The organism is Streptomyces sp. NPDC026672 (assembly GCF_040638185.1).
Classification (GTDB): Bacteria; Actinomycetota; Actinomycetes; order Streptomycetales; family Streptomycetaceae; genus Streptomyces.
In genome coordinates this window covers 115,267-129,586 of sequence record NZ_JBEZXS010000011.1, presented here as the reverse complement: position 1 = coordinate 129,586, position 14,320 = coordinate 115,267, and the positions used below count along the sequence as shown (strand labels likewise).

General features: G+C 72.1%; 13 protein-coding genes and 1 tRNA gene. 6 read left to right on the top strand and 8 right to left on the bottom strand.

Features of this window, described 5'->3' with window-relative positions; all coding sequences use genetic code 11:
* Positions 1-8: 8 nt before the first annotated feature.
* Entirely contained in the window at positions 9-746 is a 738-nt protein-coding gene (locus AB0F77_RS15500; protein WP_361947460.1) for a YcnI family protein, read from the bottom strand.
* A 140-nt stretch (positions 747-886) separates the two neighbouring features.
* On the bottom strand, positions 887-1,828 hold the full coding sequence (locus AB0F77_RS15495) for a hypothetical protein (RefSeq protein WP_361947457.1): 942 nt from the start codon (positions 1,826-1,828) through the stop codon (positions 887-889).
* Positions 1,829-2,013: 185 nt separating this feature from the next.
* On the opposite strand from AB0F77_RS15495, the gene AB0F77_RS15490 reads away from it, so the two are divergent.
* Positions 2,014-2,457, top strand: coding sequence for an ATP-binding protein (locus tag AB0F77_RS15490; protein WP_361947454.1), 444 nt, complete (start codon positions 2,014-2,016; stop codon positions 2,455-2,457).
* On the top strand, positions 2,424-3,014 hold the full coding sequence (locus AB0F77_RS15485) for a GNAT family protein (RefSeq protein ID WP_361947451.1): 591 nt from the start codon (positions 2,424-2,426) through the stop codon (positions 3,012-3,014). Before AB0F77_RS15490 ends, AB0F77_RS15485 begins: the two co-directional genes overlap by 34 nt.
* A 55-nt stretch (positions 3,015-3,069) precedes the next feature.
* Here the strand turns inward: AB0F77_RS15485 and AB0F77_RS15480 are convergent, their stop codons facing one another.
* Both AB0F77_RS15480 and AB0F77_RS15475 read right to left on the bottom strand, forming a co-directional pair.
* Positions 3,070-4,536: an aminopeptidase P family protein gene (locus AB0F77_RS15480; protein WP_361947448.1), complete on the bottom strand. Its 1,467-nt coding sequence runs from the start codon at positions 4,534-4,536 to the stop codon at positions 3,070-3,072.
* Between the two features lie 253 nt (positions 4,537-4,789).
* Positions 4,790-6,199, bottom strand: coding sequence for a PP2C family protein-serine/threonine phosphatase (locus tag AB0F77_RS15475; protein WP_361947446.1), 1,410 nt, complete (start codon positions 6,197-6,199; stop codon positions 4,790-4,792).
* A 609-nt stretch (positions 6,200-6,808) separates the two neighbouring features.
* Here AB0F77_RS15475 and AB0F77_RS15470 point away from each other — a divergent pair.
* On the top strand, positions 6,809-7,474 hold the full coding sequence (locus tag AB0F77_RS15470) for a bifunctional DNA primase/polymerase (RefSeq protein WP_361947443.1): 666 nt from the start codon (positions 6,809-6,811) through the stop codon (positions 7,472-7,474).
* A 55-nt stretch (positions 7,475-7,529) separates the two neighbouring features.
* Positions 7,530-8,135 carry a hypothetical protein gene (locus tag AB0F77_RS15465; protein WP_361947440.1) on the top strand — a complete coding sequence of 202 codons (606 nt, stop codon included), beginning with the start codon at positions 7,530-7,532 and terminating at the stop codon, positions 8,133-8,135.
* 234 nt (positions 8,136-8,369) lie between these two features.
* Here AB0F77_RS15465 and AB0F77_RS15460 read toward each other — a convergent pair whose 3' ends face one another.
* The 3 genes from AB0F77_RS15460 to AB0F77_RS15450 form a co-directional block, all read right to left on the bottom strand.
* On the bottom strand, positions 8,370-9,359 hold the full coding sequence (locus tag AB0F77_RS15460; RefSeq protein ID WP_361947437.1) for a DUF5926 family protein: 990 nt from the start codon (positions 9,357-9,359) through the stop codon (positions 8,370-8,372).
* A gap of 231 nt (positions 9,360-9,590) precedes the next feature.
* Positions 9,591-10,229 carry an ATP-binding protein gene (locus AB0F77_RS15455; RefSeq protein WP_361947434.1) on the bottom strand — a complete coding sequence of 213 codons (639 nt, stop codon included), beginning with the start codon at positions 10,227-10,229 and terminating at the stop codon, positions 9,591-9,593.
* 267 nt (positions 10,230-10,496) lie between these two features.
* A complete protein-coding gene (locus AB0F77_RS15450) occupies positions 10,497-11,324 on the bottom strand; it encodes a glycerophosphodiester phosphodiesterase (protein WP_361947431.1) in 828 nt (275 codons plus the stop codon).
* A gap of 287 nt (positions 11,325-11,611) precedes the next feature.
* Between AB0F77_RS15450 and AB0F77_RS15445 the strand changes: the two genes are divergently transcribed.
* Both AB0F77_RS15445 and AB0F77_RS15440 read left to right on the top strand, forming a co-directional pair.
* Positions 11,612-13,174, top strand: a complete 1,563-nt coding sequence (locus AB0F77_RS15445) for a trypsin-like peptidase domain-containing protein (protein WP_361947428.1) — start codon at positions 11,612-11,614, stop codon at positions 13,172-13,174.
* A gap of 61 nt (positions 13,175-13,235) precedes the next feature.
* Positions 13,236-13,322, top strand: a tRNA-Ser gene (locus AB0F77_RS15440).
* A gap of 186 nt (positions 13,323-13,508) precedes the next feature.
* Here the strand turns inward: AB0F77_RS15440 and AB0F77_RS15435 are convergent.
* The gene (locus tag AB0F77_RS15435; RefSeq protein ID WP_361947425.1) at positions 13,509-14,264 is read right to left on the bottom strand and encodes a GntR family transcriptional regulator; all 756 of its coding nucleotides are present in this window, start codon (positions 14,262-14,264) and stop codon (positions 13,509-13,511) included.
* Between the last annotated feature and the right edge of the window lie 56 nt (positions 14,265-14,320).

Here is a 14,320-nt window from a genome sequence, read left to right as displayed (position 1 = left end):
CGGAGAGGTCAGGCGCCCGCCCGCCGACGCCCGGCGACCACGCCGTACGCCAGGCCGGCCACGCCGACGACGATGCCGACCACACCGAGCACCCGTGCGGTGGTGTCGCTGTCGGAGGCGCCGGAGCCGGAGGTGTCGGCGGCCGTCTTCTCGGTCTTGTCGCTCGTGTCGGAGGCGTTCGAGGCGGCCGGCGCGCCGTGGGCGTCGTCGGTGGCGGCCGTCAGTTTGAGCACCGGGGCCGGGTTCTCCGGCTCGTCCTGGCCCTCCTGCGGCACCTCGATCCAGCGCACGACCTCCTTGTTGGAGTACGTCTGGATCGCCTTGAACACCAGCTGGTCCGTGTCCTCGGGCAGGGCGCCGACGGACAGCGGGAACTTCTGGAAGAAGCCGGGCTCGACACCCTTGCCGTCGGCGGTCCAGGTGACCTTGCTCACGGCCTCGTCGATCTTCTCGCCGTGCAGTTCGAGCGGCTTGTCGAGCTTGGACTTGGTGACCTTCACGGTCCAGCCGTCGATCGGCTGCGGCATCACCGACGCCAGCGGGTGGTCGGTCGGGAAGCTGACCTCCAGCTTGGTGGTCGACGCGTTGTCGCGCTCGTTGGGGACCTTGAAGTCGACGACGGCGTAACCGCCCTTGGCCGCGGGGCCCTCGGGCTGCACGGAGACGTGGGCGAACGCGGGGGCGGAGACGGCGAGGACGGCCGTGCCCGCGACGGCGACGGCTGCGGCGATACGAGAAGCGTTCATGGGGATGCACTCCACTTCGAGTGAGTTCCGGTGTGGGGGAGGGCCGCGCGCGGTCGGTCGGTCGTGCGCGCGCGTGCCGTGCCGCGCGACGGCGGCCGGCTCCCGTCCGGAACCCGGACTCGGTGGGTGGTCGCGTCGCGTCAGGCGGCGAGGAGGAACGCGGCGGCGGGCGGGCCGCGCCGGATCACCGTGTGCTGGAGTGCGGTGGTGTGCGGTGCGGGTGGTCCGTCGTCGGCGGTGCGCCGTGGACCACGGAGCGCCTCGGGAGCGGCGGGCAGTCCACCGCACAGGGCGCGCACCAGGGTGAACGCCGCGCGCAGGGACCGTACGAGCGCCGTCTCGGCGACCCCGTGGGCCGACAGCTCGATCAGCCGCAGCAGGGCCAGGTCGCCGTGGCGCAGCACCCAGCCGGCGGCGACCGCGGCGAGGACGTGCGCGAGCAGCATCGGCAGGGACGGCAGGAGCTGTGTCCAGGAACCGCCCGTCGCCGTGGTGTGGTGCATGCCGCCCATGTCCGTGCCGGACGCGTCGATCAGGCGCGCGTCGGTCAGCAGGCGGTAGGCGTGCGCCGGGCTGATCGCGGCGGCGCCGGTTCCGCAGACGAGCCGCGCGGCCCGCTCGACGAGAGCGGCGTCGCTCAGACCGGACACGGAGGCGGGGGAGCCGGACGGCAGGACGGCGGAGGGCAGAACGGCGGCCATGGACGGCATGGACGCCATCGAACCCGCCGATCCCATGGAACCCATGGAACCCATGGAACCTGTGGACCCCATGGGCATCGAACCGGAGGCGGCGGCCATGGCCCCGTGCTGCCCGAGCCCGAACAGCGTGTGCAGCGCGGTCTGGCCGAGCGCGAGCACCGTTGCGATCCCCGGCAGCGAGCGCGCCCGCCCGGCGAGCGGCACCACGAGCACCAGCGTGCCCAGGAAGCCCGCGCCCAGCGTCCACAGCGGGACGGAGACGCAGGAGGCCAGGGTGTGCCCCGCGGCGGCCAGCACGACACAGACCGCGGCGAACACCGCGGCCCGCAGTACCCGGAGTCCCGCTCCGGAGCGCGTCGTGCGCCAGTGGGGGGCAGTCATGGCGTCGCACATCATCCCACTGGCCCCAGACGCGTCACATGGCGGGGCCGAAACTGGCTTCCTTACACCGTTTCTTGGCCGGACGCATCCCCCGGATGGGCGGTCGCCCGCCGTTGATGTGCTTATGGACGCGCCTGGGCGGCAATACGTATCGGTATGTCGAGCCGCGGCCAGGAGGCTGGAGCATGAGCATCTGGTGGTCACTCCATCTGCGCCGCGAGGCAGCGAGCGTTCCGCTGGCCAGACGGCTGCTGATGGGAACGATGGAGACGGCGGGTGTGGACCCGGACATCTCCTACGACCTCTCCGTCGCCCTCAGCGAGGCGTGTGCCAACGCCGTCGAGCACGGCGGGACCGGTGTTCGCGGCGGTTCGTCCGAGGCGTACCGGGTCACGGCCTACCTCGACGGCGAGAAGTGCCGCATCGAGGTGGCCGATTCGGGACCCGGGTTCGTGCGCGCGCCCGGCAGAGCGCCGCGCCCGGACGCCGAGAACGGGCGCGGGCTCGGCCTGATCCACGAACTCGCGGACCACGTCCACATCGGTGCCAAGCCGGGTCTCGGCGGCACGATCGTGAGCTTCGACAAAATCCTCAAATGGAAAAAGGACCCGTCCCTGCTCACGGCCTGACCGTGCCGCCCGCGGAACTCGCCGCCGATGTGACCCTGCGGCTCGTCACCTCCGCCGACGCCGCCGCCCTCAGCGCCGCGTACGTCGGCAACCGCGCCCACCTCGCACCGTGGGAACCGCGCCGCCCCGAGTCGTTCTTCACACCCGAGGGGCAGGCCGAGCGCATCGCGGCCCGGCTGCGGGAGTTCGCCGAGGGCGCCGCGGTGCCGTGGGTCCTCGTGTCCGGGGAGCGGATCGTCGGGACGATCACGCTGACCGGGATCACACGGGGCCCCTTCTGCAGCGCCCACCTCGGCTACTGGATCGCCGCCGACCGGCAGAACCGCGGACTGGCCGGCGCGGCGGTGCGGAGCGTGTGCGGGACCGCGCGGGACGAGGTCGGGCTGCACCGCATCGAGGCGTCGACCCTCGTCACCAACACCGCCTCCCAACGGGTGCTGACGAAGTGCGGCTTCGAGCCCATCGGCACGGCCCCGCGCTATCTGCACATCGACGGCGCGTGGCGGGACTGCCGGCTGTTCCAGCGCGTCCTGCACGACCGGGACCCGGCACTCTGACGACGGAACGGCCGGGTGCCCTCGGGGCACCCGGCCGTTCCGTGCGGTCGTGCGGTCAGCCCTTCAGCGCGGCCATCCAGGACTCGACCTCGTCGGAGCGGCGCGGCAGGCCCGCCGAGAGGTTCCGGTTGCCGTCCTCCGTCACGAGGATGTCGTCCTCGATCCGCACGCCGATCCCCCGGTACTCCTCCGGCACGGTCAGGTCGTCGGCCTGGAAGTACAGGCCCGGCTCCACCGTGAGCACCACCCCGGGCTCCAGCGTGCCCTCCACGTACGTCTCGGTCCGCGCGCCGGCGCAGTCGTGGACGTCCATGCCGAGCATGTGCCCGGTGCCGTGCAGCGTCCAGCGCCGCTGGAGCCCCAGGTCGAGCACCCGCTCCACCGGACCCTCGACCAGCCTCCACTCGACGAGCCGCTCGGCGAGCACCCGCTGGGCGGCGTCGTGGAAGTCCCGGTACTTGGCGCCCGGCTGCACGGCCGCGATGCCGGCCTCCTGCGCGTCGTACACGGCGTCGTAGACCTTCCGCTGGATCTCGCTGTACGTGCCGTCGATCGGCAGCGTGCGCGTGACGTCCGCGGTGTAGAGGCTGTGCGTCTCGACGCCCGCGTCCAGCAGCAGCAGGTCACCGGAGCGGACCGGGCCGTCGTTGCGCACCCAGTGCAGCGTGCAGGCGTGCGGCCCCGCGGCGCAGATGGAGCCGTAGCCGACGTCGTTGCCCTCCACGCGGGCGCGGAGGAAGAACGTGCCCTCGATGTAGCGCTCGCTGGTCGCCTCGGCCCGGTCGAGGACCTTCACGACGTCCTCGAAGCCGCGCACGGTCGAGTCGACGGCCTTCTGGAGCTCGCCGACCTCGAACTCGTCCTTGACCAGCCGCATCTCGGACAGGAAGACCCGCAGTTCCTCGTCGCGCTCGGCGGTGACCTTGTCGGTCAGCGCGGCCTCGACGCCGGCGTCGTAGCCGCGCACCACCCGCACCGGCCCGCCGGCCGCGCACAGCCGGTCCGTCAGCTCGCGCACGTCCGAGGCCGCGATGCCGTAGAGCGCCTCGGACTCGGTGAGGGAGTGGCGGCGGCCGACCCACAGTTCGCCCTGGCCGGAGAGCCAGAACTCGCCGTTCTCGCGGTCGGAGCGCGGCAGCAGGTAGACGGTCTCGGTGTGACCGCCCCCGGTGGGCTCCAGGACCAGGACGCCGTCCTCGGTCTGGTCACCGGTGAGGTAGACGTACTCGACGGATGCCCGGAACGGGTAGTCGGTGTCGTTGGAGCGGGTCTTCAGGTTGCCCGCGGGGACCACGATGCGCTCGCCGGGGAAGCGGGCGGAGAGCGCGGCCCGGCGGCGCGCGGTGTGGGCGGCCTGCTCGACCGGCTTCAGGTCGCGCAGCTCCGTGTCGGCCCAGCCGGACTTCATGTTCTCGGCGAGCTCGTCGGAGACGGCCGCGTACAGGCCGTTCTTGCGCTGCTTGATCGGCTCTTCGGCCTCGGTCTCCGGGGTCTCCGGAATGAGCTCGTCGGCCACGGTCATCCTCCTCGGTACGGTTTGGAATCCTCCCCGCGCCCTGGACGACGTCGGCTCCGTTCGAGCAGGGGGACGACCTCATCGTACGGTCGTGCGGGGAAATGCCCAGGGAGGGCCGGGGCGGCCTGCCCGATCAGGGGACCGTGATGCCCGAATGCGCGCGCGGGACTGACCGTCCGTTCAGTCGCCGCTCGTCCGGGGCGTGCGCGCCCGCCCGCTCGAGCCGTGGCGCCCGCTCATCAGAGGCGTGTGCGCCCGCTCACTCGAAGCGCGCGGCCAGCAGTACGACGTCCTCGGTGCTGTCCGCGGTGTCCAGCCCGTCCGGCAGCACGGCCCGCAGCACGTGGTCGGCGACGGCCCCGGGGTCGTCGCGCACGGACCTCGGCACCCCGGCCGCCGCCGCGTGCAGCCGGGCGAAGGCGCGGTCGGTGGCGTCGCCGGTACGGTGCAGCAGCCCGTCCGTGTAGAGCAGAACCGTCTCTCCGGGTTCGGCCCGGAACTCCACGCTCGGCGCCTCCCAGCACGCGAGCATCCCCAGCGGCGCGGACACGGAGGTCTCCGCGAACTCGGTGCGCCGCTCGCCGATCAGCAGCGGCGGGCTGTGCCCGGCACCGGCCAGCGTGATCCTGCGCAGCGCGGGTTCGCAGTACGCGAACAGCGCGGTCGCCGAACGGGCGGGCTCGGTCAGCCGCATCAGCAGTTCCAGGTCGGACAGCACGGCGACCGGGTCCTCGCCCTCCATCACCGCGTACGCCCGCAGCGACGCGCGCAGCCGGCCCATCGCGGCGACCGCGCTCGGGCCGGACCCGGTCACCGAGCCGACGGCGAGACCGAGCGCGGCGTCGGGCAGCGGCAGCGCGTCGTACCAGTCGCCGCCGCCGCGCGGTCCGGTGCGGTGACGGGCGGCGAGCTGCACGCCGGGCACCCGGGGCAGCCGGGAGGGCAGCAGTTCGTCGGCGACGGTCGCCATGCAGGCGCGCGTGCGCTCCAGTTCGACCAGCCGGGCCAGGTGCTCGGTGGCGTAACGGACGTACAGGCCGACGAGATGGCGCCGGCGCTCGTGCGGTTCGGCGGGTTCGTCGTACAGCCACACCGCGGCGCCGAGGCGTCCCGCGCCCTCGGTGGACAGGGGAAGGGCGTAGCTGGCGGCGTAACCGAGGCGGGCGGCGACCTCGCGGTGACGGGGGTCGAGTCCGTCCTCGGCGAACAGGTCGGGGCGGACGATCTCGCCGTCGCCGCCGGGGAGTCCGGCCGCGGTGTCGAGGAGCCTGCCGTGCGGGAGGCAGCCGCGCGGCACGGTCTCGATGTGGCCCAGGTCGGCGTGGCCGAGACCGAGACCGAGCGTGGTGCGGGGACCCTCGCCGTCGTCCGGTTCCAGGACGACGAGACCGCGCCGGGCGCCCACCAGGGCGGCTCCGGCTCGCAGGAGTTCGTGGAGGGCGCCGTCCACCGACTCGGTGCGGACCAGGCGTTCGGTGAGTTCGTGCAGCGTCGTCAGGTCCGAGACCCAGCCGGCCAGCCGGTCCTGGAGGACGGTGCCCGGTGCCGGGGCGGTGGGAGCCGGGACGGGAGGGGCGCCCGGGACGGGTGGGGCGGGCGCGACAGTGTGTGCGGGCGGGGGCAGCGTTGAATCGATTCCAGCCACTTTCGGAGGGTGCGGGGCGTTCATGGCGTCCGGCCTTCAGACCGGTGCGTATTGCTCAGAAGCATCGCAAACCCCCATGTCATTCTGCGCCGCTAGCAGTGTCTCCACATGTACACGCACTCGAGAGGGGATGTCCAGCATTGTCCTGCGGGGATTCCTGGTGTCCATGGGGCACCGGAGGGATTCCGCAGCACCCCTTGCGTCACGGCGAAGTTGGCTTGAAACTGCCTCGGGTATCGGTTCATTGCGGTCGACTGGCCCTGCTCCACGGAGCGTCACAGCGGTCGTGATGGGTACGTACTCGGAGAAGGCCAGGGGTGGTTGGGAACCGCCCGGAACCTGGCGATGGACCCGGGCGTCATAGCCACCGACGACCGTGCCCCATCCTCCCGTGGCGGAGGCGGAGAGAAACTCGGTACGGCGAAACGCCAGACTTCGCCACCCCACGCCACGGCCGTGCTTTTGATGGACGCAGTATTGGATGCGGACACGGCCACGCTCGACCCTTCGGGGTTCCCCCTGTGCGGAACAGGGGTGTGATGCGCCAACAGGTACGCACAGTGAAGTGATCGACACATGGTGTGATGTGGTCCTCGGTGTTGCCAGCGGTGCAACGGAAAGGAACGAGCGCTCATGCGCGAGATCCTCGGAAAGCGACGCAGGCTCCTGTCCAGGCGGAACGGCGGAAGGTCCGAGCTGCTCGGCGCGGCCCTGACGTTCGCGACGGAATGGCAGTGGCCCGTACTCCCGGGTGTGGCTCAGGACCCGCAAGGGCGGGCGCGCTGCGCGTGCCCCGACCCGGAGTGCACGGTGCCGGGCGCGCATCCCTTCGACCCCGGCCTCCTCGCGGCCACCACCGACGAGCGCATGGTGCGCTGGTGGTGGAACAACCGGCCGGCCGCGCCCATCGTGCTCGCCACCGGCGGCACGGCCCCCTGCGCGGTCAGCCTGCCCGCCCCCGCGGCGGCCCGCGCCCTCGAAGCGCTCGACCGGCGGGGCATGCGCCTCGGCCCGGTCGTCGCCGCGCCCACCCGCTGGGCGATCCTCGTCAAGCCGTACTCCATGGAGCAGTTGGGTGAACTCCTCTACGCCAAGGACTTCGTGCCCGGCTCGCTCCGCTTCCACGGTGAGGGCGGTTACCTCGCCCTGCCGCCGTCCGAGACCGGTCAGGGCGCCATCCGCTGGGAGCGCGCTCCGCTGCCCGGTTCGGCCTCGCCCTGGGTCCCCGACGTGGAGGCCGTGGTGGACGCCGCGGTCGACGCGCTCACTCGTACGGGTGTGAGCCAGCCCGAGCTGTAGGGGTGTCGGGCGCGCGCGAACCGCTCGCCCCTCCCCGCTCGTTATCTTCCGGTGCATGAACGTGCGCCTGCCCCTCCTCGCGGGTCTCGCGGTCCTCGCGCTCGCACTGCTCCTGGCCGTCGCGTCCGCGGGGTCCGGGGAGGACGGGGGGCGGCCCGCCGTACGCCGATCGGCGCAGATCCCCGCCGGTGAACCGGCGTACGGCACCTCGTACGACGGGACGAGCCGCGGCGCGCAGGACGGCCGGAACTCCTCGCCCGCGGCGCCCGGTCGGGACCGTCACCAGGACCCGGTTCCCGTCACCACCGCCCGCTGCGGTCCCGAACTCTCCTCCCCCGAAGGCGTCGAGGCGCAGACCTGTGTGCTGGCGCGCGGCGGGACCACCTGGGCGCGTGCCTACTACCGCAACACCAGTGGCCGGACCCTGGAGTCGGTGCTGAGCCTCATGGGACCCGGAGGCCGCTCGGTGCGGCTGGACTGCCCCGTGAGCGCCGACGACGAGCCGGGTGCGTGCGAGACGCCCCGGGAGCGTTCACGGGCCGTCCTGGGGGCGTACACGGCCGTTACTGAGTTCGTCTCGCGCGGTGGGGCGGGGCCGCTGCTGCTGCGGTCGGGGAGTGACGCCGAGAGGGGCAACTCCGAGGCGTTCGACGGGAGTTGACGGAGCGGTACATTCCGCCCAGGAACCCCCGGACACAGAAAGACCCGGTTGCTGGCGACGGGGGATGCACCAGCAACCGGGCTACTGGAACGGTAACAAGAGATCGGCGGTTAGCAAATTCGATCTCGGCTATTCGGACACCGATATGCCTGTCACATCGGGGAGTTGTGACAGGAGTCACCCGATTCAACGGCTCGGCCGCAGCTGACCGACCGGTCAGCCACGGCCCGTCCGTCAGCTGAGCGTGACCTGCCGGTTGGTCAGCCCGCCACGCGCGCGGCGCTCGTCCGCCGTGAGCGGCGCGTCCGAGGCCAGAGCGGCCGCGAGGCGCTCGGCGAACTCGGCGGCCGGCTTCTCCACGTCCTCGGCGGTGACCCCGCTCGGCAGGTCCCACACCGGCACGGTCAGCCCGTGCGCCCGGAAGGAGCCGACCAGTCGGGTGCCCTCGCCGAGGCTGGAGCGGCCCGCCGCGTGCAACCGCGCGAGAGCGTCCAGAAGCCGCTCCTCCGGATGCGGCATGACCCAGCGCAGATGGTTCTTCTCCGGGGTCTCGCACCAGTACGCGGCGTCGACGCCGGCCAGCTTGACCGTCGGGATGGCGGCCTCGTTGGCCCGCTCGAGGGAGGCGGTCACGTCGGGCGTGGCGTTCTCCGGCTCCGGGACCCAGAACTCGAACCCGGTGTGCACGACTGGCTCGAACACGCCCTCCGGGTCGAGGAGGTCCTGGAGCCGGGGGCCGTCGGCGGGCGCGCGGCGGCCCTGGACGGGTGTGCCCGGCTCGGCGACGAGGGCGCGCCGGAGGGTGTCGGCGAGGTCGCGGCTGATGTCGCCCGACGCCGTGTCGTTCTGGAGGCCGAGGAGCACCGAGCCGTCGTCGCGGCGCAGGGCGGGCCAGGCCATCGGCAGCACCGTGGCCAGCGTGACGGAGGGGACGTCCTCGGGCAGGCCGTCCCGCAGGGACAGCTCGGCCGTGGCGGCGGGGACCAGTTCGCGCAGCGCCACCCAGTCGCTCTCGCCGGCCAGGCCCTCGAACGGGCGCTGCACCAGCTCGGTCACGGCGTGCGCGGCGGCCCGGCCGTGGCACGCCTTGTACCGGCGGCCGCTGCCGCAGGGGCAGGGTTCGCGGGCGCCGACCACCGGGAGTTCACCGTCCACGACGTGGGCGCGCGGCGCGGCGCCGGTCTGCGGCCGCTTGGCCTTCGTCTGGGGTCGCTTCTTGGCCATCTTGGGTGTCTCCCGGGTACGGCTCGGCTGGTACTGGCGGGAGCCTAGCCGTTCGCGCGTTGGCCTACGGGAACCTGTGGACAACGTGAACGGGACCGGCGTCGGGTGCTGGGCGGACGGGCCGCCGCGGGGGCTGTCGTGGGGCCGCTGCGGGGCTGTTGTGCGGCCGGATCCGGCGGGGCCGGGGCGCCGGTTCGTCCCGGGAACGGTGTCCCGGCCGGGCGGGTCGGCTCAGTCCAGGTCGTCGAACGCGTCCGCGAGGTCCAGCTCGGGGAGGATGCGGACCGACGGCGACGTGACGCGCGTAGCGAAACGGTGGTGGCGCGGTGCGGCGTCCGGATCGTGGACGTCGTCGTGGACGACGACCCAGACGGTGACCTCGCCCCGGATGTCGTCCCGGACACCCCAGTCGTCGGCCAGCGCGGTGATGATGTTCAGCCCCCGGCCGCCGTGCGCGGTCACGGAAGGGGTGGCCGGGGCCGGGCGGGTGGGCCCGCCGCCGTCCGTCACCTCGACCGTCAGCCGGCCGCGCCGGTCCACGTGCCACGCGGCCCGGACGTCGCCGTCACCGGCCTGTGCGTCGCCCAGGGGGCGACCGTGCTTGCATGCGTTGCTCAAAAGTTCGGAAAGGATCAACAGGGCGTCGTCGATGACCGATTCCGCCACACCGCCGGTGCGCAACTGGTCGCGCATGCGATGTCTCGCTTCCCCCACGCCCGCAGGGCCATGGGGTACGGCCATGCTCGACGACGTGGGCACCTCCTGTGCCACCACCAACGCCACCCCCGAGACCTCCTTCGCCCCACGCCACGGTGTGGATGCCCCATCGGCCTGGGCCGGAAACCGGCCAAGGTGGGTCCGGTGACGCATTCGCAACGATCGAACACGTCCCGAACGCGCCGGAGCACTCCCCGTGAAGGGGTGGCTGGATTTATGCGGTGCGAACCGCTTGGAGGATGGGACGGATGTGACTCCCGGGTCAAGAGGGACGTACGAGTCTTTCTGGACCCGGGGCGTGTTTCTCACCGGAGCCGGGCGGTCCTCAAGGGCGCGCCGGCGTACGGGTGTGCCTGCGTACAGGTGTGCCTGCGTATGGGTGTGCCGGTGAACCGGCGTGCCGCGCCCGGCGGACTCGGCTCAGCGGCCCAGTTGCCGCAGCACCGCGCGCGGGCGGTTGGTGATGATGGCCTCGACGCCCAGTTCCACGCAGAGGTCGACGTCCTCGGGCTCGTTCACGGTCCACACGTGCACCCGGTGGCCGGCGTTCCGCAGGCGCTCGATGTAGGCCGGGTGGTTGCGCACGATCCGGATGGAGGGGCCGGCGATCCCCACGCCGGCCGGCAGCCGTCCGTCGCGCAGCCGCGGCGAGACGAACTGCATCAGGTACACCGTCGGCATCGTCGGCGAGACCGCCCGTACCCGGTGCAGGGAGCGCGCCGAGAAGCTCATGATCCGCACGGGCGACTCGGCGGCGGAGGCGGGCGCGTCCAGCCCGAACCGCTTCAGGAGCAGCAGCAGCCGCTCCTCCACCTGTCCGGCCCAGCGGGTGGGGTGTTTCGTCTCCACGGCCAGCTCCACCCGCCGTCCGGCGTCCGCGATCAGCTCCAGCAGTCGTTCCAGGGTGAGTACGGAGGTGTCCGCGCGGTCGGCGGGATGCTCCACCCAGTCGGGTTCCTCGTCCCGCGCGCGCCAGCTCTCACGGGTCTTCCAGGCGCCGAAGTCCAGGGCCGCGAGTTCGGCGAGCTCCAGGGCCGAGACGGCGCCGCGGCCGTTGGACGTACGGTTGACGCGACGGTCGTGGACACACACCAGATGGCCGTCCGCGGTGAGCCGGACGTCGCATTCGAGGGCGTCGGCGCCGTCCTCGATCGCCTTCTTGTACGCGGCGAGGGTGTGCTCGGGTGCGTCCTCGGAGGCGCCGCGGTGGGCGACGACCTGGACGGCGGGGCGTGCTGCGTGGGTCACCGCGTCATGGTGCCATCACCAGGGGGTACGCGTGGGAGCGTGAGCGCGTACGTGAAGCGAACGGAGGCGCGGACGCCTTCCTAAATGGAATGCTTGTCGGAAAAGACCTATATAAAGGCTGACCCCGGACCCACAGGCACGGCTTATGGTGCTCTGACGGCCCGTGGGAAAAGCTGACGTCAGACAAAAGCACATGCACAGCTGCATCGCGCCGGACCGAGCGCAAGCGTGAATGAGCGTGACCGAGTGCGACCGAGAACAACAGCCGTGGATCGAGGAGAAGAGCTGTGAGCACCGAGAACGAGGGCAACCCGGTACCCCCGGCCCCTTCCGCACCTCCCGTGCCGATGGCATCTCCCGCTGCTTCCCCGCAGGCAGCCGCGCCCGACGGAGGCACGCCGACGACCCCGCTCCCGCCCGTGCCGCCGGGCGCCCCCGGGGCGCCGGAGTACGGTCGACCGGGCGCTCCCGGTGCGCCGGAGTACGGCCAGGCGCCGGCCGCGCACATGTCGGGGGAGCCGGGGGACACCCCGCACCCCATGGGCAACCCCTATCCCGCGGGCCCCGCACCGGCCGGTCCCGCGCCCGCCGGACCCACGGGCCCCGCCCCGGACGGCTCCTGGCCGCCCCCGCCGCCCGCCACGCCCGCCTACGCGGACGGCGGCGCCGGTGCGGGCCACGGCGGCTGGGGCTCGTCGTACCAGCCGCCGGCCCCCAAGCCGCGCAACGGCCGCGGCGGGCTGATCGCGGCCGTCCTGGTCGCCGCGCTGGTCGCGGGCGGGCTCGGCGGCGGCCTCGGCTACACGCTGGCCAAGGACAACGACAACGGCGGCTCCACCACCGTCTCCGCGTCCGACAGCGGCAGTGCCTCCCAGGTCAAGCGCTCACCGGGCACGATCGCGGCGGTGGCGGCCAAGTCGCTGCCCAGCACCGTGACCATCGAGGCCGAGTCCACCAGCGGCGAGGGCGGCACCGGCACCGGGTTCGTGTTCGACACCCAGGGCCACATCGTCACCAACAACCACGTGGTGGCCGACGCCGTCGACGGCGGCAAGCTGACGGCGACGTTCCCGGACGGGAAGAAGTACGACGCCGAGATCGTCGGCCACGCACAGGGCTACGACGTCGCCGTCATCAAGCTCAAGAACGCCCCGTCGGACCTCAAGCCGCTCGCGCTCGGCAACTCGGACAAGGTGGCCGTCGGCGACGAGACGATCGCGATCGGCGCCCCCTTCGGGCTGTCCAACACGGTCACGACCGGCATCATCTCCGCGAAGAACCGCCCGGTCGCCTCCAGCGACGGCAGCGCGTCCAGCAAGGCGTCGTACATGAGCGCCCTGCAGACCGACGCGTCGATCAACCCGGGCAACTCCGGTGGTCCGCTGCTCGACGCGAGCGGCGCGGTCATCGGCATCAACTCCGCGATCCAGTCGAGCAGCAGCGGCGGGCTCGGCGGCTCCGGGCAGTCCGGCTCGATCGGCCTCGGCTTCGCCATCCCGATCAACCAGGCCAAGTACGTCGCCCAGCAGCTGATCAAGACCGGCAAGCCGGTGTACGCGAAGATCGGCGCGTCCGTCTCCCTGGAAGACGGCACGGGCGGCGCGAAGATCACGGACCAGGGCGCGAGCGGGTCCGACGCGGTCGAGGCGGGCGGCCCCGCCGCGGCGGCCGGCCTCAAGCCGGGCGACGTCATCACCAAGCTCGACAACCAGGTGATCGACTCCGGCCCGACGCTGATCGGCGAGATCTGGACCCACAAGCCGGGCGACAAGGTGACCATCACCTACAAGCGGGGCGGCCAGGAACGCACGGCCCAACTCACCCTCGGCTCCCGCGTCGGCGACAGCTGACCCCCGACCACGCTCCCCGAACGGTTAGTCTTGTCCCCGCGCCGCCCGTCCGGCGACGCGGGGTGGGTTGCCCGAGCGGCCTAAGGGAACGGTCTTGAAAACCGTCGTGGCAGCGATGTCACCGTGGGTTCAAATCCCACACCCACCGCAGTGGCATACGGCCCCTGACCAGCATGTTTGGTCGGGGGCCGTTGCCGTTCGGAGTGCCCGTCGCACACCGCTGTTCCCCGTGGTCTCCCGCCCTATCGGGCACGGATGGGGCACACGGAGGGCACGGCGAGCGACGCTTGGGCCATGCGCCTGGCGCACGGCGCTTCATGCGTGGGGTGAGCGATCAGCGATTGATCGGGATCTCGTACACGATCTCGCAGTGGGCTGTGGGGACGACGATGTCGGCCGTCTCGACGGGCCTGCCTTGGTCGCTGTAGTAGGTCCGCCGGATGTGGGTGACCAACGCGGCCTTCTGGATGCCGAGTAGCGACGCCTCCTCGGCGGTCGCCGTTCGCGGCTCGGGCTGCTCCACAGCGTGGCTGACGGTAACTCCGATGGCCGCCATGCGGTTCACGACTCCGGCCCCGGCGTGCGGGCCGCCCTCGGGAAGGACGACGAGAGAGCCCGCGGTGAGGTCGTACGGCTCCCAACTCGTGGACAGCTGCACCGGCTTGCCGTCCGCCAGGAACTCGTACGTCGTCCGGACGCACAACTCGCCCTCGGCGATCCCGAGTCGCGTGGCGATCTCGGCAGGAGCCGGCACCTTGGCATCTGTACGGCTCTCCCAATCGCCCTGTCGGCCAACGGCGTTCATGTCGGCGCGGAACGGCGATCCGCTGGGCTGCTCCCGTGCCGACGACCGAACGACCCGCACTCGCTGTCGCGGCTCGGCGACGTACGTACCTGAACCGGCCCGCCCCTCCAACACGCCCTGAGAGATCAGCAACTCCTGAGCTCTGCGGACCACGTTCTCGCCCACGCCGTACTCCTGGCCGATCTGGGCGCGGGAGGGCAGACGGTCGCCCGGCTCCCATGCGTGCTCCGCGATGCGCTGCCGAAGCTCGTCGGCGATGCGGAGGTAGGGCGGCTGCTCAGGCATATGGAAAATCTAGTCCACTAGCTCTAATCTAGTTAACTAGCTTCACTCAAAGTGAT